The sequence below is a fragment of the Streptomyces capitiformicae genome (genome assembly GCF_002214185.1).
GTDB lineage: Bacteria > Actinomycetota > Actinomycetes > Streptomycetales > Streptomycetaceae > Streptomyces > Streptomyces capitiformicae.
On sequence record NZ_CP022161.1, the window covers coordinates 7,646,005 to 7,662,566 of the forward strand.

Below are 16,562 nucleotides of genomic sequence, written 5' to 3' on the forward strand. Positions count from 1 at the left end.
CGACGCCCGGCACGCTCCCCCACTCTCGGCTTCTCCCCCACTCTCGGCTTCGCTCGAGCGGGAGGGGCCCCATGAGCGGGAGGGGCGCCCATGAGCGGGAGGGGCCCCCACCGCCGCACCGGCCGAAAGCCCAAGTACATCCAGTCCATCTACGGGGCCTTCCGGCCGGCACACCGAGAGCACCCACCGGACGCCGCTCCTTGACGGGCAAACGTTGCCTGCCGGGGCACTAGCTCGTACGGGGCTGGTGGTGCCCGAGGTATGCGTCTGCGCCGAGGACGTCTCCGAGGGCAAGCCGTCGCCCGAGGGCTATCTGACCGCCGCCGCCCGACTGGGCGTCGACCCGGTCCGGTGCCTGGTCGTCGAGGACGCCTCGGCGGGCATCGCGGCGGGGCTCGCGGCCGGCTGCACGGTGTACGCGGTGGGCTCCACGCAGGGCCCCGAGGAACTCCGGGACGCGCACAGGTGTTTCGGGTCGCTGGGGGAGGCGGTCGGGGCGGTTCTGCGGGCTGCGGGCGCGGACGAGGACGGGGGCCGAGGGGAAATCGGTGGCGGGCCCGTGGCCGGTGGCGGGACCCTGGGTCGCTGATCTCGGCCTGCCGGGCTGACACGCACGGCTCGCCGACCGGCGGCGCATGACCACCGGCGCGTGACCACCGGCGCGTGACCACCGGCGCGTGACCACCGACGGATGACCACCGACGGATGACCACCGACTCACGACAGCGACTGATGACTACCGACTCACAACGGAGACCCCAGTTGAGCACCGAGCACCCCACCATCCACAGCCTCACCTTCGACTGCACCGGCGACCCGTACGACCTCGGCCTCTTCTGGAGCGAACTGCTCGGCAGGCCGCTGGGTGATGACGACAAGCCCGGTGACCCGGAGGCGCTGATCGAGGACCCGGCCGGGGGCCCGAGGCTGCTGTTCGTCCGTGTGCCCGAGGGCAAGTCGGCGAAGAACCGGCTCCACTTCGACCTGAAGCCGCACGGCCGCACTCGCGCCGAGGAGGTCGCGCGGGCGCTCTCGCTCGGCGCCCGGGTGATCGCCGACCACACCCGGCCCGACGGCGGGGGGTGGGTGCTCATGGCCGACCCCGAGGGCAACGAATTCTGTGTGGAGCGCGGGGAATTGGGCTGACGGCAGCCCCCTCGGACACCGACCCGCCTCGCCCCACCCGTATGGCCCCCCTCCGCACCCGTACGGCTGCACAGGTGTGCGCTATGTGTGGTATCGCCCGATATTCTCCGGTATCGGTATCGGTATCGGTATCCGTATCCGTAGCGGTAACGGAACAGCGCCCCGGCGCTGGAGCACAGCGCACACCTGCGCGTTCACGAGGAGGCACCCCATGCGCGGAGCCACGCACGCCGGATGGGTCGCCTGCGCGGTGGCCGTAGCACTCGCCGCGACCGGCTGTGGTGGAGGGGGCGACGCCGGCGACAGCGGCGCGGTGCTCAGCTCCTCATGGACCGATCCGCAGAACCCGCTGGAGCCGGCCAACACCAACGAGGTACAGGGCGGCAAGGTGCTGGACATGATCTTCCGCGGGCTGAAGCGGTACGACGCGAAGACCGGCGTGGCCGAGGACATGCTCGCCGAGAAGATCGAGACCTCCGACTCGCGGAACTACACCGTCACCGTCAAGGACGGCTGGACCTTCAGCAACGGCGAGAAGGTCACCGCCAGGTCCTTCGTGGACGCCTGGAACTACGGGGCGAGCCTGAGGAACAACCAGAAGAACGCCTACTTCTTCAGTTACATCGAGGGCTACGACAAGGTCCACCCGGAGAAGGGCGAGCAGAGCGCCGAGACGATGTCCGGGCTGAAGGTCGTGGACGACCGGACCTTCACCGTCAGGCTCAGCCAGAAATTCTCGAGCTTCCCCGACACCCTCGGCTACAACGCCTTCGTGCCGTTGCCCCGCGCGTTCTTCGACGACCACGCCGCCTGGCTGGCCAAGCCCGTCGGCAACGGCCCGTACGCCGTGGAGTCGTACACCAAGGGCTCCGAGATGCGCCTGACGAAGTGGGACGCCTACCCGGGTTCGGACGCGGCCCGCAACGGCGGCGTCACTCTCAAGGTCTACACGGACAACAACACGGCCTACACCGACCTGATGGCCGGCAACCTCGACCTCGTCGACGACGTACCGGCCCAGCAGCTGAAGAACGTCCGCAGCGACCTCGGCGACCGCTACCTCAACACCCCGGCCGGCATCATCCAGACCCTGGCCTTCCCCCACTACGACAAGGCCTGGAACAAGCCCGGCTCGGTCAAGGTCCGCAAAGGACTCTCCCGTGCGATCAACCGCCGGCAGATCACTGACACCATCTTCCAGAAGACCCGCACCCCCGCCACCGACTGGACCTCACCCGTGCTCGGCGAGGACGGCGGTTACCAGGAGGGGCTGTGCGGTCAGTGGTGCGAGTACGACGCCGCCGCGGCGAAGAAGCTGATCGAGGAGGGCGGCGGGCTGCCCGGCGGGCAGGTGAAGATCACGTACAACGCGGACACCGGATCCCACAAGCTGTGGGTGGACGCCGTCTGCAACTCCATCAACAACGCCCTGGGCAACGACCGGGCCTGCGTCGGCAACCCGATCGGCACCTTCGCCGACTTCCGGAGCAAGAGCACGACCCAGAAGCTCTCTGGGCCCTTCCGGGCGGGCTGGCAGATGGACTACCCGCTGACCCAGAACTTCCTCCAGCCGCTCTACTACACGGGCGCCTCCTCCAACGACGGCAAGTGGTCCAACGAGGAGTTCGACAGGCTCGTCGACCAGGCGAACGCCGAGACCGACGTCGCCAAGGCCGTCGAGACCTTCCAGAAGGCCGAGGAGGTCGTCCGGGACAACATGGCGGCCATCCCGCTCTGGTACCAGAACGGCAGCGCCGGCTGGTCCGAGCGGCTGTCGAACGTGGCCCTCAACCCGTTCAGCGTCCCCGTCTACCACGAGATCAAGGTCGGCTGAGCCCGTCATGGGGCGGTACGTCGTCCGGCGCCTGCTGCAGATGGTCCCGGTGTTCATCGGGTCGACCCTGCTGATCTTCCTCATGGTGAACGTGATGGGCGACCCCGTCGCGGGCCTGTGCGGCGACCGGCAGTGCGACCCGGCGACGGCTGCCCAGCTCAGAAAGGAGTTCGGCCTCGACCAGCCCGTGTGGCAGCAGTACCTGACCTACATGGGGAACGTCTTCACCGGAGACTTCGGTACGGCGTTCAACGGCCAGGAAGTCACCGAGTTGATGTCCACGGCCTTCCCGGTCACCATCCGGCTCACCGTCGTGGCGATCCTGTTCGAGGTCGTCATCGGGATCACACTGGGCGTCGTCACCGGCCTGCGCCGTGGCCGCCCCGTGGACACCGGTGTCCTGCTGCTCACCCTCGTCGTCATCTCCGTCCCCACCTTCGTGACCGGACTGCTGCTCCAGCTGCTGCTCGGCGTGGAGTGGGGGTGGATCAGGCCGTCCGTCTCCCCGGCCGCCCCCTTCGACGAGCTGATCCTCCCGGGCCTCGTCCTCGCCTCGGTCTCCCTCGCGTACGTCACCCGCCTGACCCGCACGTCGATCGCGGAGAACCGGCGCTCCGACTACGTCCGTACGGCCATCGCCAAGGGCCTGCCGAGACACCGCGTCGTCACCAGGCACCTTCTGCGCAACTCCCTCATCCCCGTCGTCACCTTCATCGGCGCCGACATCGGCTTCCTCATGGGCGGCGCGATCGTCACCGAGCGGATCTTCAACATCCACGGCGTCGGATACCAGCTCTACCAGGGCATCCTGCGCCAGAACACGCAGACGGTCGTGGGCTTCGTGACGGTCCTCGTCCTCGTCTTCCTCGTCTGCAACCTGGTCGTCGACCTCCTGTACGCCGTACTCGACCCGAGGATCCGCTATGCCTGAGCAGCCGTTGGAGTCCGAGGGGGTGATTGCGGGGACGGGCACCGGCGGGGCGATGGACCTCGCCACGACCGAGGCGGAGACGCTGGAGAAGCCGCCGCCGGCGGCGTCCGGCGGAGAACCGGGCGGCGATACGGAATCCACGGGCAAACCCCGCTCCCTCTGGTCCGACGCCTGGCGCGACCTGCGGCGCAACCCGGTCTTCATCGTCTCGGGCCTGGTGATCCTCTTCCTGGTCGTCATCTCCCTCTGGCCGTCGCTGATCGCCTCCGGCAACCCGCTCAAGTGCGACCTCGCCAAGGCCCAGCAGGGCCCGGAGCCCGGACACCCGTTCGGGTACGACGGTCAGGGCTGCGACGTGTACACCCGTACCGTCTACGGGGCGCGTATCTCGATCGCCGTCGGCGTCTGCGCCACGCTCGGCGTCGCGATCCTCGGCAGCGTGCTCGGCGGGCTCGCCGGGTTCTTCGGCGGGATCTGGGACTCGATCCTCTCCAGGATCACCGACATCTTCTTCGCCATCCCGGTCGTCCTCGGCGGCCTGGTCCTGCTGTCCGTGGTGACCGACAACTCCATCTGGCCGGTGATCGGGTTCATGGTGCTGCTCGGCTGGCCGCAGATCTCCCGCATCGCCCGTGGCTCGGTCATCACCGCCAAGCAGAACGACTACGTTCAGGCCGCCCGCGCGCTCGGCGCGTCCAACTCCCGCATGCTGCTGCGGCACATCACACCGAACGCCGTCGCCCCGGTCATCGTCGTGGCCACCATCGCGCTCGGCACCTACATCGCGCTGGAGGCGACCCTGTCGTACCTCGGCGTCGGCCTGAAACCACCGAGCGTCTCCTGGGGCATCGACATCTCCGCCGCCTCCCCGTACATCCGCAACGCTCCGCATGCGCTGTTGTGGCCCTCGGGAGCCCTGGCGATCACGGTCCTCGCGTTCATCATGCTCGGCGACGCGGTGCGCGACGCCCTGGATCCGAAGCTGAGGTGAGGGTGTGACGGTTGTGTCGAGTGCCCCAAGGGGGCGCGGGGCTGTGTCGATGTGCGGCTCCACCGTGATGGGGGTCCCCTGCTCGCGCGAAGTCGAGAGCGGCGGAGCGACCAGCCACAACGGAGCCGCAGACGATCGACGGCCCTGTCCCGGCACCCCCAGCGGAGCGCGCCGGTGCGCGACGCTCTCGATCCGAAGCTGAGGTGAGGCGGCGCCATGTTGCTCGAAGTGCGTGATCTGCACGTGGAGTTCAGGACGCGGGACGGGGTCGCCAAGGCCGTCAACGGTGTCCACTACGGGGTGGACGAGGGGCAGACGCTCGCCGTGCTCGGCGAGTCCGGTTCCGGCAAGTCGGTCACCGCGCAGGCGATCATGGGCATCCTCGACATGCCGCCGGGGCGGATCACCGGCGGCGAGATCCTCTTCAAGGGCCAGGACCTGCTGCGGCTCAAGGAGGAGAAACGCCGGAAGATCCGCGGCGCCGAGATGGCCATGATCTTCCAGGACGCGCTGTCGTCGTTGAACCCCGTGCTCAGCGTGGGCGACCAGCTCGGCGAGATGTTCGTCGTGCACCGGGGCATGTCGAAGAAGGACGCCCGGGCCAGGGCCGTCGAGCTGATGGACCGGGTCCGCATCCCGGCCGCCAAGGAGCGCGTACGGGACTATCCCCATCAGTTCTCCGGCGGCATGCGCCAGCGCATCATGATCGCCATGGCGCTGGCCCTGGAGCCGGCGCTGATCATCGCCGACGAGCCGACGACGGCGTTGGACGTCACCGTCCAGGCCCAGGTCATGGAGCTCCTCGCCGAGCTCCGACGCGAACTCGACATGGGGCTCATCCTCATCACCCACGACCTCGGCGTGGTCGCGGACGTCGCCGACCGCATCGCCGTGATGTACGCGGGCCGCATCGTGGAGTCCGCCCCCGTCCACGACATCTACAAGGCGCCCGCCCACCCGTACACCCGAGGCCTCCTCGACTCGATCCCGCGCCTGCACCAGAAGGGCCAGGAGCTCTACGCCATCAAGGGCCTGCCGCCCAACCTCATGAACATCCCGCCCGGCTGCGCCTTCAACCCCCGCTGCCCGATGGCCCGGGACGTGTGCCGGACCGATGTTCCCCCGCTGGACGACGTGACCCCGGCGGACGGGACCCGGGTGAGTGCCTGTCACTTCTGGACGGAGTGCCTCCATGGTTGAGCCGATCCTGGAGGTCAGTGGACTGGTCAAGCACTTTCCCCTGACCCAGGGCATTCTGTTGAAGAGGCAGGTCGGCGCCGTCAAGGCCGTTGACGGTGTGGACTTCACGCTCAGCAAAGGGGAGACCCTCGGCATCGTCGGCGAGTCCGGGTGCGGCAAGTCGACCGTCGCCAGGATGCTGGTCAATCTCGAGCGGCCGACGGCCGGATCGATCAAGTACAAGGGCGAGGACATCACCAAGCTCTCCGGCAAGGCCCTCAAGTCCGTCCGCCGGAACATCCAGATGGTCTTCCAGGACCCGTACACCTCCCTCAACCCCCGCATGACCGTGGGCGACATCATCGGAGAGCCGTACGACATCCACCCCGAGGTGGCCCCGAAGGGCGACCGGCGGCGCAAGGTCCAGGAGCTGCTCGACGTGGTCGGGCTCAACCCCGAGTACATCAACCGCTATCCGCACCAGTTCTCCGGCGGCCAGCGTCAACGCATCGGCATCGCCCGCGGGTTGGCGCTCCACCCCGAGATCATCGTCGCCGACGAGCCCGTCTCCGCGCTCGACGTCTCCGTCCAGGCACAGGTGATCAACCTGCTGGAGCGGCTCCAGGGCGAGTTCGGGCTGTCGTACGTCTTCATCGCGCACGACCTGTCGATCGTGCGCCACATCTCCGACCGGGTGGGGGTCATGTACCTCGGCCGCATCGTCGAGATCGGCCGCGACGCCGAGATCTACGACCATCCGACGCACCCCTACACCCAGGCGCTGCTCTCCGCCGTGCCCGTACCGGATCCCGAGGCCCGCGAGCACCGGGAGCGGATCATCCTCTTCGGTGACGTGCCCTCCCCGACGAACATCCCGTCCGGCTGCCGCTTCCGCACCCGCTGCTGGAAGGCGCGGGAGAGGTGCGCGCTGGAGGTACCGCTGCTAGCGGTCCCGGCGGAGTTCCGGCTCACGACCGGGCCTGCGGCCCATGACTCCGCCTGCCATTTCGCCGAGGCTGTATCCATTGAATCGGCGGACGATCATGTGGATGGGGTGGAATAGGCGGACAAACCATCTCCAATCGCGTTAACACGCAGGCAACTTCGCTGACGCGGTTCCGATATACGGACGCGCGAGTCTGAATCACGTACGGCCGTGCGGGTGCCGTAAACGGGCCGGGGCGCGCCATGTCGCCCCGGCCCGTTGCTGTTCTTTGCGCCTAAGCCGGCGCCGCTCTCGCGGACCGGGCTGGTGCTTCGTCGTGGTTTCTCAATTGATGGTTGCGGTGCTCCGTGGAGTGCCGGTGTTCAGCCCAGATTCAAAGAGCGCCGCAGGAAGTCCACCTGGAGCAGCAGCAGGTTCTCCGCGACCTGTTCCTGCGGGGTGATGTGCGTGACCCCGGAGAGCGGGAGCACCTCGTGCGGGCGGCCGGCGGCGAGGAGGGCGGAGGACAGGCGCAGGGCGTGGGCGAACACGACGTTGTCGTCGGCCGTGCCGTGCACGATCATCAGCGGGCGGTGCGGTTCGGCGGGGGCGGACAGCCCCTCGTCCGTCACCAGCGAGCTCTTCGCGTACGTCTCCGGGGCCGCCGCCGGATCGCCCAGGTAGCGCTCCGTGTAGTGCGTGTCGTACAGCCGCCAGTCCGTGACCGGGGCCCCCGCGATGCCCGCGTGGAAGACGTCCGGGCGGCGCAGGACCGCGAGGGCCGCCAGATAGCCGCCGTACGACCAGCCGCGGATCGCCACCCGGGACAGGTCCAGCGGATGCGACTTCGCGAGGTCGTGCAGCGCGTCCACCTGGTCGTCGAGGGAGAGCGTGAAGTCGCCGTCGATCTCCTTCTCCCAGGCGGGGGAGCGGCCGGGGGTGCCGCGCCCATCGGCGACGACCACCGCGAAACCCTGGTCGGCGAACCACTGCGAGGTGAGGTGCGCGTTGTGCGCGGCCAGCACCCGGGGGCCGTGCGGACCACCGTAGGGATCCATGAGGACCGGCAGGGGAGTGTCACCGTCGTACTCCCGTGGCATAAGCAGGGCGCACGGTACGCGGCGTGCGCCCCCCTGTGTGAACCGTACGCGCGGGGACAGACCGGGATCTTCTGCGTACGACGCCACGGTCGCCACTTGCTTGCCGTCCCGCAACACCCGCACCTGGCCCCCCGCCTTGTCGGGGACATGGGAGACCAGCACCGTCACGCCCCCGGAGCGCACCGCCGAGTGCACGCCGGGTTCGTGGGAGACACGCTCCACGCCCAGCTCGTTCACGCGGTAGACGTGCACCTCGCCGGTCTCCGGCTCGGCGGCCGCCTCGCCGGCCGACGCGGAGACCAGCACATTGTCGTCGGAGACGTCCAGGACCGCGCGGACGTGCAACTGCGGTCCGGTCAGCGGGCGTTCGCCGACCGCGAGCACCCGCGCGCCGCCCTCGTCCGCGACACGCACGAGCTGTCCGGAGGGACTCCACGAGGGAACCCCAGGGAAAAGATCAAGCCAATGTGGATCTTCGTCGGCATGCACCATCCGGGTCACCCCCGAGTCCGGGTCCACGGCCAGGAACAGCTGGCTGCGCTGGTCCCTCGCCTGCACCAGGATCAACGGCGCGCCCGCCGCTGACCAGTGCACATGCGCCAGATACGGGTAGCGCGCCCGGTCCCACACCACCTCCGTGCGGGCCCCGGAGAGGTCGGTCACGAAGAGCCGTACGTCCGCGTTGTCGGTTCCGGCCGCCGGATACGCCACCCGCTGCGGCTCACTTCCCGGCTGCGCGGGGTCCGAGATCCACCAGCGGCGCACCGGCGTGTCGTCCACGCGTGACACGAGCAAGCGGTCCGAGTCGGGAGACCACCAGAAACCCCGCGAACGGCCCATCTCCTCGGCCGCGATGAACTCCGCCAGACCGTGCGTGACGTTCTCCGACCCCTCCTCGGTCAGCGCCACATCGCCGCCGCCCTCCGCCTCGACGACCCGCAGGCCACCCCGGGCGACGTACGCGACGTACCGGCCGTCGGGGGAGGGACGGGGGTCGATCACCGGCCCGGGGACGTCGAGTTCACGTGCCGTCCCGGCCCGCAGCTCGGCCACGAAAAGCCGCCCTGACAAGGCGAAAGAGGCCAACTCCACGGCTTCGTCGGTGGCGTAGCCGACGATTCCGGCGCCGCCCTCGCGGCTGCGCTCGCGGCGTGCCCGCTCCTCGGCCGACAACTCCTCGGAGGAGCCGCCGAGCAGCGCGCCCGGGTCGGCGGCGATCCGCTCCCGGCTTTCGCCCGGGGGGATCGCCGTCCCGCTCCGCGCGTCGCCGTCCGGAACGTCCAGCACCCACAGCTTGTTGGCGCGGTCGGTGCCGGACGCGGACCTCAGGAACACCACACGGGAACCGTCGGGAGCGACGGAGAACGCACGCGGCGCGCCGAGGGAGAAACGCTGCGTCCGTGCGTGCCGACGGGGAAAGGACTCGGGCTCGGTCGTCATGCGACGACCATATTGGCCATGCGCCCCCTTGTGCGGCCGTGCGCCGATCGATGCGCGCGTATGGATAGTTATGATCACTACCGCCGGGTGGGTATGAACCTGCTGGCCGCTGTATGGATTTACAAATGCGTCACCCACGTCATGGTTTGACCCGTCCCATCCGCGTCAATCCTGACTACTGCTTCACTCCCCAGGTCCCAGGGAACTTTTTGGAGGTGAGCCGCCGTGGCACTCTCGATTTCGGCGGTGGTGCTGCTGGCGATCATCGTCTTCATCCTGATCAAGAAGTCAGGGCTGAAGGCACCACACGCGATCATCTGCATCCTGCTCGGCTTCTATCTCTCCTCCTCGACCATCGCGCCGACGATCAGCGAGCTGACGAGCAACATCGCGGGCATGATCGGCAGCATCAAGTTCTGACACCTCCGACCACACCCGGGGGCCGTCCCCGCCCTCCCGTGGTCGCCCGTCCCTGTGAATGCCCGTGCCCGCCGTCGACGGGCGCCGGGCGCCTCGTAGGGTGGGCCCATGACGGATCTGCCCTCCCCCGGCCTTAGGCCGGGGGGACCCTCATCTCGCTCCGCTCGCCGACTGCTCCTGGTGCACGCGCACCCGGACGACGAGTCGATCAACAACGGCGCGACCATGGCCAAGTACGCGGCCGAGGGAGCGCGGGTGACGCTGGTGACCTGCACCCTCGGCGAGGAGGGCGAGGTCATCCCGCCCCACCTCGGGCATCTCGCGCCCGACCGTGACGACGCGCTGGGCCCGCACCGGGTGGGTGAGCTGGCCGAGGCCATGAAGGAGCTCGGCGTCACCGACCACCGCTTCCTCGGCGGCCCCGGCCGCTACCGCGACTCCGGGATGATGGGCGTCGAGCAGAACGAGCGGCCCGGCGCCTTCTGGTCCGCCGACCTCGACGAGGCCGCCGCCCACCTCGTCGCCGTGATCCGCGAGGTACGCCCCCAGGTCCTCGTCACCTACGACCCGGGCGGCGGCTACGGCCACCCCGACCACATCCAGGCCCACCGCGTCGCCATGCGCGCCGCCGACCTGACCCCCGACCCGGAGTTCCGCCCCGACCTGGGCCGGCCCTGGGAGATCGCCAAGGTTTACTGGAACCGGATGCCGCGCGGCGTGATCGTGGAGGGCTTCGCCCGGCTGCGCCGCGACCTCGCCGAGCCCGGACGGCTCCCCTTCACCCAGGTCGCCGCCGTCACCGATGTGCCCGGAGTGGTGGACGACTACATCGTCACCACCGAGATCGACGGTACCGACTTCGCGGCAGCGAAGGCCGCGGCGATGCGTGCGCACGCCACCCAGATCGCGGTCGCCGAGCCGTATTTCGCCCTCTCCAACCAGCTCGCGCAGCCTCTTCTGGCCACCGAGTACTACGAGTTGGTGCGCGGCAGACGTGAAGAGGGCAGCCGGGAGAGCGACTTGTTCGAGGGGATCCCCGGTCTGTCCGACGGGGCAACGGGCCTGTCCGACGGGGCAACGGGCCTGTCCGACGGGGCAACGGGCCTGTCCGAGGGGACCACCAGCGCTTCTGACGGCACTCCCGGCACTTCTTTCGAGGTTGCTCAGAACGGAACGGGCCTGTGATGCGTACATATGTGCATGACGAACGAGTGGTGCCCGCGGGCGGTAGCCGAGAGGCGGTCCGGCGATGACGCGGGCGGACCGGCCGACAGGCGGGCAAGGCAGCGCGCTCGCACAGCCGTTGACGATGCCGTCGCTCGGGCGGAGCGCCGCCCATCTGGGGCTCTTCGCGCTGGGAGCCGTGGTCGGAGTGGCCGGTGGGCTGGTCCAACCCGCCTGGTTCCCCGGCGGGTTGCTGCTCGCCCTGCTCGGCGCGGCCGGGCTCTTCCTGGGCGGCGCCCGGGCGATGGGCTCCAGGTCGGGGGCCGTTGCACCGGCCATCGGCTGGATGATCTCCGTCATCCTGCTCACCTCCACCCGGCCGGAAGGCGACTTCATGTTCGCCGCGGGAGCGGGCTCGTATTTCTTCCTGCTCGGCGGCATGGCCGTAGCTGTGATGTGCGCCACGCTTGGATGGGGGCGGCAACCGACCGGACCCCGCGCCCGACTTGGGAAGTGACGTACTACTTCGCCACAGCGCTCAGGTGGGGGTCCCGTGTGGGTTTCCCACTCGGTCGTGGGATAAACGCCGGAAGTGGCCAGTATGGTGGTGCGCGCCGCCGAGCTGCCCGCTGAGTTGAGGTCGTGACGGTCGGCGGAGCAAACCGGGAGAACCTGCCTTGAGTCGTGAAACTGACACTTCGTCCTCCGGGGCCAATGGGCGCGGCAGCACCGCGTACCCGTCGGGGACACCGCCGTACGGCACGCCCATGGCCACCGAGAACGGTGCCGACGCGGCCCGGTCGGGCGCGGGCGAGCGGCCGGACGGACCCAAGACCGAGACCACACTGACGACGCGGGTCCGGATCAACATCCCCGGGTCCCGGCCCATCCCGCCGGTCGTCGTGCGCAAGCCGGTCGGTGACGGCGAGAGCGCCGCGGACGATGCCGGGTCCGAGTCGGAGACCACCGGCACGACGGCCATGCCCGTGCTGACGGACACCCCGGCGCCCGTGCCGGAGCCCTCCCCGGCGGCCGACGACAAGCCGACGAGCGACTGGTTCGCGCCCCGCAAGAGCTCCGCGCCGCCCAAGGGTCCGGGCTCCGGCGCGAGCAATGGCGCCGGGTTCTCCACCGGTACGACGCCGGCACCGGGCCCCGGCGCGCCGAGCGGCCCCGGCACAGGTCCGCTGGGCGGCGGTGCCCGCCCCGGCGGCCCGCGCCCCGGCATGAACGGCGGCCCCCGACCCGGCGGTGTGAACGGTACGAACGGTGCCGGGCTCCCCGGTGCCACCGGCGCCGGCCCGGTGGCTCCCGGCCACGGCGGCGGCACCGGCTCCTTCGACGTGTCGGCCGCGCTCGCCGGCACCAAGCCCGAGCGCGACGAGCTGCCGTACTTCTCGGACACCGACGCCGGACGCGGCCCCTCCGGACCGAACGGTCGCTCCGGCCCGGCGGGCCAGACCAGCGGTCCCGTCACCGGTGACAGCCCGATCGGCTCGCCCGCCGCCCCGAGCAACCCCTTCGGCGGCCCCGGCACCGACTTCTCCGCCCCCGGTGGCGACTACGCCCGCCCCGGTGGCGGCCTCAGCGACGACACCGCGATCCTCACCCCGCAGCGGCCCGCCCCCGAGCCGGGCACCCCGGGCTACGGCGGCCCCGGCCCCGTCGTCGACAACCCCTCCGGGCACACCCTGACCAGCGGCATCCCCGTGGTGCCGCCCGGCGCGCAGGCCGACCGGTTCGGTCCGGGCGGCGCCGACGGCGCGACCCAGCACACCCCGCCGAGGCTGCCCGACCCGGGCCCGCAGCAGAAGCCCGGCCAGGCGAAGAACGCGAAGGCGGCCAAGTCGGCCAAGTCGGCCAAGCCGGCCAAGTCGGCCAAGCCGGCCAAGAAGAAGGGCCGCAGCAAGCTCGGACTGCTCGTCGGCGGTGTGGTCGTCCTCGGCGGCGGTGTCTACGGCGCCGGCCTCCTCCTGAACCACTCCGACGTCCCCAAGGGCACCACCGTGCTCGGTGTCGACATCGGCGGCGGCACCCGCGACGAGGCCGTCAACAAGCTCGACGAGGCCTTCGGTGACAGTGCGACCAAGGCGCTGAAGCTCACGGTCGACGGCGAGACCGTCTCTCTCACGCCCGACCAGGCCGGACTCCAGTTCGACAAGCAGGCCACGGTCAGCGCGGCCGCCGTCAGCGACTACAACCCCGTCTCGGTGGTCGGCGCGCTCTTCGGGCAGAAGCGGGTCGTAGAGCCCGTCATGCCCGTCGACAAGGAGAAGCTCCAGGCCGCCCTCCAGCGCGCCGCGGGCAGCTCCGGCACGGCGAGCGACGGCACCGTCAAGTTCGAGGCCGGCAAGGCGGTCGCCGTCTACGGCAAGGCGGGCAAGGGCATCGACGTCGGCGGCTCCACCTCGGCCGTCGAGGAGGCGTACCGCACCCAGGTCGAGACCGGCAAGGTCGCCGCGGTGAACCTCCCGACCAAGACCCAGGAGCCGTCCGTCGACAAGGCCGAGGTCGACCGGTTCATGAAGGAGTTCGCGGAGCCGGCGATGTCGGCCAACGTCACCGTGCAGACGAAGCCGGCGCAGAGCAGCCCGCTCCCGCTGAGCCCGGAGAACTCCCTGTGGAAGTTCCTCAGGGTCAAGGCCGTCGACGGCAAGCTCGTCGACTCCTACGACGAGAAGGCGCTCAAGGAGCTGTACGGCAGCACCTTCGACGGCGTACTGATCACCCGGGGCAACGGCGAGAAGACGCCGGTCACCGTCGAGGACGTCTACGGCGCCCTACGGCTGGCCCTGCAGAGCACGACGGACCGCACGGCGGTCATCGAGACGAACCCGAATTAGCGCATCGCCCACGAGGGGGCACCCGGCACCCGCCGGGTGCCCCCTCGTCGTATGACAGTCACCCGGCTCAGTTCAACAGAGCCCGAGCCGCGTCGGCCTGCCGCCGTACCTTCTCCGCCGCCGCCGGATCCACCGCCTCCACCACCTCCGCATAAGCCTCCAACTCGGCCGCGCCCCGCAGAAACTCCCCCCGCCGCACCAGCAACCGCGCCCACTCGTACCGCAACCGAGCCGGATGCGCAGGCATCGCCAACGACAACTCCAGCGCCCACAACGCGACATCCGACCGCTCGGGCCGGGCGGCGGCCCACGCCCGCACGTTGTTGAGGATCCGCACCACCACGTCCAACGGGTCCGCGGGGCTCAGCATCGAGGGGTCCAACGGCCCTCCGGTCGCCCCGGCGACAAGCATCTCCGCGTCGCTCCCACTGAGCACCCGCCCGCCGTCGAACGGATCGGCGAGGACCTGCCCCGACAACTCCTCCGGCGGCCCGAACCCCACCACGAAGTGCCCCGGCAACGCGACCCCGTACACCGGAGCCCCCGCCCTCCTGGCCACCTCGATCCACACCACCGACAACAGGATCGGCAGCCCGCGCCGTCGTACGAGCACCTGATGCAGCAGTGACGACTCCAGCCGCTGGTAGTCCGCCGCGGAGCCATGGAACCCGCACCGCTCCCCGAGCAGCTCGTTCAGCGCGTCCGCCCAGGCCCGGGGCCCACCGGGCCGGAACGGCAGCTGCCCGGCAAGCCGGTCCAGCTCGATCTGCGCCGCGTCGATCCCGGCCTCGTCCAGCGCCCCGTCCCCCGCCGCCCCCACCAACAGACACAACGTGGCCAGATCCGGCCGCCCGGCCCGCGCCTCCTCCCCGAACCGCCGCCGCAGCTCAGCGGCCCGCTCCGGCTCCGGAGGAAAGGGCGCGGACATAGCGGGGTAATGCCCCATCACGACGATCCATACGACTCGAACCGGCCACGGGACTCGAACCGGCCGCTCGCGTCCAGCCCTCCCTCGGCCCCCGAGCCACCTTCGGTTCCCTCAGGCCCTCGATAGTGGTGATAAGCGTGATGCGCCGCGAACCCCATCCCCCCGTACAGCGCCCGCGCCCCCACGTTGTCCGTCTCCACCTGCAACCACCCCGCGGAGGCGCCCTCGTCCAGGGCTCGCTGGGCCAGCGCGGCCATCACCGTCGAGGCGAGGCCCTGTCGACGTCGCCCCGGTTCGACCTCCACGGCTGCGAATCCGGCCCACCGCCCGTCCACGACGCATCGCCCGATCGCGGCCGGTCCCTCACCCTCGGCACCCGGGAGCGTCGCGAACCACACCGAGGGGCCGCTTCCCAGCACCTGGAGCGCGACCTCGCTCATGCCCTTGCGCTGGTAGCGGCTCAGCCATGCCTCGTCCGCCGACCGGGACAGCGCCACCCCGGCGGCCTCCCGGTCCCCGACCGGCGCCAGCGGCCCGATCCACAGCTCGGCGGTGACCTCGCGGACCCACCCGCGCTCCTCCACCTGGGCGCACAGCAGCTCCTGCGTGCCTTCGGCGCCGGTGGCGAGCTGCATGTACGGGGGCAGCCCCCGGGCCGCGTACCAGCCGCGTACGGCCGTCAGAGCGTCGTCCAGGGGCATGCCGGGGTCACCGAGAGGCAGCACCGAGTTGGCCCGCCGGGTGAATCCGGAGGCGGCCCGCAGCTCCCACTCACCGAGCCGCTCCCGTTCGACCGGCTGCCAGCCCCGCGCGGCGACCCGGGCCAGTTCCTCGTACGAGGCGGCCGGCCCCCGCCGCCGGGCGGGCTGCGCGGGCACCACCTTCCCGGCCACCAGCGACGACTCCTCGATCCGCACCCGCTGCCCGTCCCGGCGGGTGATCAGCAGCACACCGTCGTCCCATGATGTGAGAACACCAACCGTGTCAGTGAATTTCCCACTGCTGGCGGCATCCGCGGCAACGCGTCGTACGGAGACACGTTTGCCCACGTCAGCAGCGGAGACACGGATCTCGAACCGTCCACCGGCAGAGATTTCCACAGGTCAGTTCACCCCTCCTGTTCGGATCATGCCCAAGAACGGAGATACTAGGTGCGGGCATCGACGACGCCGCGCTCCCGCGCGCCAGGTGGCGGAGCCTGAAGACGGCTCGCCAGCGCCCTATCGAGGAGGAACGACAGCGTGACCTACGTCATCGCGCAGCCTTGTGTCGACGTCAAGGACAAGGCGTGCATCGAGGAGTGCCCGGTCGACTGCATCTACGAGGGCCAGCGGTCCTTGTACATCCACCCGGACGAATGCGTCGACTGTGGTGCCTGCGAGCCGGTCTGCCCGGTCGAGGCGATCTTCTATGAGGACGACACTCCGGAGGAGTGGAAGGACTACTACAAGGCGAACGTCGAGTTCTTCGACGAGCTCGGCTCACCCGGCGGTGCCAGCAAGCTCGGCCTGATCGAGCGTGATCACCCGTTCGTCGCCGCACTGCCGCCGCAGGCCTGAGAGAGCGACGCCGCAGGCCGCCCCGGCCGGCGGCCCGCATCCGCGCCGCCTCGGTCCCGTACGGCCCGATCACCATGATCACCGTACGGGACCGAGGCGTTT

At 70.2% G+C, this 16,562-nt stretch carries 15 protein-coding genes; 12 read left to right on the forward strand and 3 right to left on the reverse strand.

Annotated elements, in window-relative coordinates:
* Positions 1-250: 250 nt before the first annotated feature.
* The 7 genes from CES90_RS34195 to CES90_RS34225 all read left to right on the forward strand — a co-directional run bounded on the left by CES90_RS34195 (position 251) and on the right by CES90_RS34225 (position 7,144).
* Complete coding sequence (locus tag CES90_RS34195; protein ID WP_229914005.1) at positions 251-589, forward strand: HAD-IA family hydrolase; 339 nt, start codon at positions 251-253, stop codon at positions 587-589.
* Positions 590-732: 143 nt separating this feature from the next.
* Positions 733-1,146 (forward strand): VOC family protein, encoded by a 414-nt coding sequence (locus CES90_RS34200; protein WP_189784645.1) that lies wholly within the window; start codon positions 733-735, stop codon positions 1,144-1,146.
* A gap of 211 nt (positions 1,147-1,357) precedes the next feature.
* Positions 1,358-2,980, forward strand: coding sequence for a peptide ABC transporter substrate-binding protein (locus tag CES90_RS34205; protein ID WP_189784644.1), 1,623 nt, complete (start codon positions 1,358-1,360; stop codon positions 2,978-2,980).
* Between the two features lie 7 nt (positions 2,981-2,987).
* Positions 2,988-3,911: an ABC transporter permease gene (locus CES90_RS34210; protein WP_189784643.1), complete on the forward strand. Its 924-nt coding sequence runs from the start codon at positions 2,988-2,990 to the stop codon at positions 3,909-3,911.
* Complete coding sequence (locus CES90_RS34215; RefSeq protein ID WP_189784642.1) at positions 3,904-4,902, forward strand: ABC transporter permease; 999 nt, start codon at positions 3,904-3,906, stop codon at positions 4,900-4,902. Before CES90_RS34210 ends, CES90_RS34215 begins: the two co-directional genes overlap by 8 nt.
* Positions 4,903-5,118: 216 nt before the next feature.
* Positions 5,119-6,102, forward strand: coding sequence for an ABC transporter ATP-binding protein (locus CES90_RS34220; protein ID WP_189784641.1), 984 nt, complete (start codon positions 5,119-5,121; stop codon positions 6,100-6,102).
* Positions 6,095-7,144, forward strand: coding sequence for an ABC transporter ATP-binding protein (locus tag CES90_RS34225; protein ID WP_189784640.1), 1,050 nt, complete (start codon positions 6,095-6,097; stop codon positions 7,142-7,144). The genes CES90_RS34220 and CES90_RS34225 overlap by 8 nt, the downstream gene beginning before the upstream one ends.
* A 245-nt stretch (positions 7,145-7,389) precedes the next feature.
* On the opposite strand, the gene CES90_RS34230 is transcribed toward CES90_RS34225, so the two are convergent.
* Entirely contained in the window at positions 7,390-9,546 is a 2,157-nt protein-coding gene (locus CES90_RS34230) for a S9 family peptidase (protein WP_189784639.1), read from the reverse strand.
* Between the two features lie 225 nt (positions 9,547-9,771).
* Here CES90_RS34230 and CES90_RS34235 point away from each other — a divergent pair, with 225 nt between their 5' ends.
* The 4 genes from CES90_RS34235 to CES90_RS34250 all read left to right on the forward strand — a co-directional run bounded on the left by CES90_RS34235 (position 9,772) and on the right by CES90_RS34250 (position 13,973).
* The gene (locus tag CES90_RS34235; RefSeq protein WP_189784638.1) at positions 9,772-9,966 is read left to right on the forward strand and encodes a hypothetical protein; all 195 of its coding nucleotides are present in this window, start codon (positions 9,772-9,774) and stop codon (positions 9,964-9,966) included.
* A 108-nt stretch (positions 9,967-10,074) separates the two neighbouring features.
* Positions 10,075-11,151, forward strand: a complete 1,077-nt coding sequence (gene mshB, locus CES90_RS34240; RefSeq protein ID WP_189784637.1) for an N-acetyl-1-D-myo-inositol-2-amino-2-deoxy-alpha-D-glucopyranoside deacetylase — start codon at positions 10,075-10,077, stop codon at positions 11,149-11,151.
* Positions 11,152-11,215: 64 nt separating this feature from the next.
* The gene (locus tag CES90_RS34245; protein WP_189784636.1) at positions 11,216-11,647 is read left to right on the forward strand and encodes a DUF6113 family protein; all 432 of its coding nucleotides are present in this window, start codon (positions 11,216-11,218) and stop codon (positions 11,645-11,647) included.
* A 160-nt stretch (positions 11,648-11,807) separates the two neighbouring features.
* Entirely contained in the window at positions 11,808-13,973 is a 2,166-nt protein-coding gene (locus tag CES90_RS34250) for a hypothetical protein (protein WP_189784635.1), read from the forward strand.
* Between the two features lie 67 nt (positions 13,974-14,040).
* On the opposite strand, the gene CES90_RS34255 is transcribed toward CES90_RS34250, so the two are convergent.
* Together CES90_RS34255 and CES90_RS34260 are read right to left on the reverse strand one after the other, a co-directional pair.
* Positions 14,041-14,901, reverse strand: a complete 861-nt coding sequence (locus CES90_RS34255) for a transglutaminase-like domain-containing protein (protein WP_189784634.1) — start codon at positions 14,899-14,901, stop codon at positions 14,041-14,043.
* A gap of 17 nt (positions 14,902-14,918) precedes the next feature.
* Positions 14,919-16,001, reverse strand: a complete 1,083-nt coding sequence (locus tag CES90_RS34260; protein ID WP_189784633.1) for a GNAT family N-acetyltransferase — start codon at positions 15,999-16,001, stop codon at positions 14,919-14,921.
* A gap of 141 nt (positions 16,002-16,142) precedes the next feature.
* Between CES90_RS34260 and fdxA the strand changes: the two genes are divergently transcribed.
* Complete coding sequence (gene fdxA / locus CES90_RS34265) at positions 16,143-16,460, forward strand: ferredoxin (RefSeq protein ID WP_005480604.1); 318 nt, start codon at positions 16,143-16,145, stop codon at positions 16,458-16,460.
* Positions 16,461-16,562 lie beyond the last annotated feature (102 nt).

What these genes read in the sequence shown, in the direction of transcription:
- CES90_RS34215 (WP_189784642.1), top strand. Translation starts at nt 3,904, where the DNA reads ATGCCTGAGCAGCCGTTGGAGTCCGAGGGGGTGATTGCGGGGACGGGC.
- CES90_RS34210 (WP_189784643.1), top strand. Translation starts at nt 2,988, where the DNA reads ATGGGGCGGTACGTCGTCCGGCGCCTGCTGCAGATGGTCCCGGTGTTC.
- CES90_RS34220 (WP_189784641.1), top strand. Translation starts at nt 5,119, where the DNA reads ATGTTGCTCGAAGTGCGTGATCTGCACGTGGAGTTCAGGACGCGGGAC.
- CES90_RS34205 (WP_189784644.1), top strand. Translation starts at nt 1,358, where the DNA reads ATGCGCGGAGCCACGCACGCCGGATGGGTCGCCTGCGCGGTGGCCGTA.
- CES90_RS34245 (WP_189784636.1), top strand. Translation starts at nt 11,216, where the DNA reads ATGACGCGGGCGGACCGGCCGACAGGCGGGCAAGGCAGCGCGCTCGCA.
- CES90_RS34200 (WP_189784645.1), top strand. Translation starts at nt 733, where the DNA reads ATGACTACCGACTCACAACGGAGACCCCAGTTGAGCACCGAGCACCCC.
- CES90_RS34255 (WP_189784634.1), bottom strand. Translation starts at nt 14,901, where the DNA reads ATGTCCGCGCCCTTTCCTCCGGAGCCGGAGCGGGCCGCTGAGCTGCGG.
- CES90_RS34230 (WP_189784639.1), bottom strand. Translation starts at nt 9,546, where the DNA reads ATGACGACCGAGCCCGAGTCCTTTCCCCGTCGGCACGCACGGACGCAG.
- CES90_RS34225 (WP_189784640.1), top strand. Translation starts at nt 6,095, where the DNA reads ATGGTTGAGCCGATCCTGGAGGTCAGTGGACTGGTCAAGCACTTTCCC.
- mshB (WP_189784637.1), top strand. Translation starts at nt 10,075, where the DNA reads ATGACGGATCTGCCCTCCCCCGGCCTTAGGCCGGGGGGACCCTCATCT.